Origin of the sequence: Sphingobium sp. D43FB (assembly GCF_002312805.1) — a bacterium.
Taxonomy (GTDB): domain Bacteria; phylum Pseudomonadota; class Alphaproteobacteria; order Sphingomonadales; family Sphingomonadaceae; genus Sphingobium.
In genome coordinates, this window is the sequence record NZ_NMUA01000303.1 from 1 (window position 1) to 272 (window position 272).

Here is a 272-nt window from a genome sequence, read left to right on the forward strand (position 1 = left end):
GCTATGTTCCATCCCGGCACCTCACTATCTAAAGGTGCCGGAGAATGAATCATGGGTGATTCCAGCCAGGCAATGGGCGCGCGGCAGGCCGAATCACGCACGCGACCACTTGTGGGTAAGAGCAAGCTCAATCGGTCGGTTACCTTATGGCGCGGCGATCTGGATGAGAAGTTTCCGTCAATCAGGATGAGAACTGATCGTCGCGGTTTTCAAGTGGTGCCTGCTTTGATTGACGCTGGCAAGCGCTACTCGCAGGTTTGATTGTCGCTGCG

1 protein-coding gene is annotated in these 272 nt (G+C 55.5%); it reads left to right on the forward strand.

All coding sequences use genetic code 11. The features are described 5' to 3' along the window. Positions 1 to 51: 51 nt before the first annotated feature. Entirely contained in the window at positions 52 to 261 is a 210-nt protein-coding gene (locus tag SxD43FB_RS25070) for a hypothetical protein (RefSeq protein WP_141249683.1), read from the forward strand. The last annotated feature ends 11 nt before the right edge of the window (positions 262 to 272 follow it).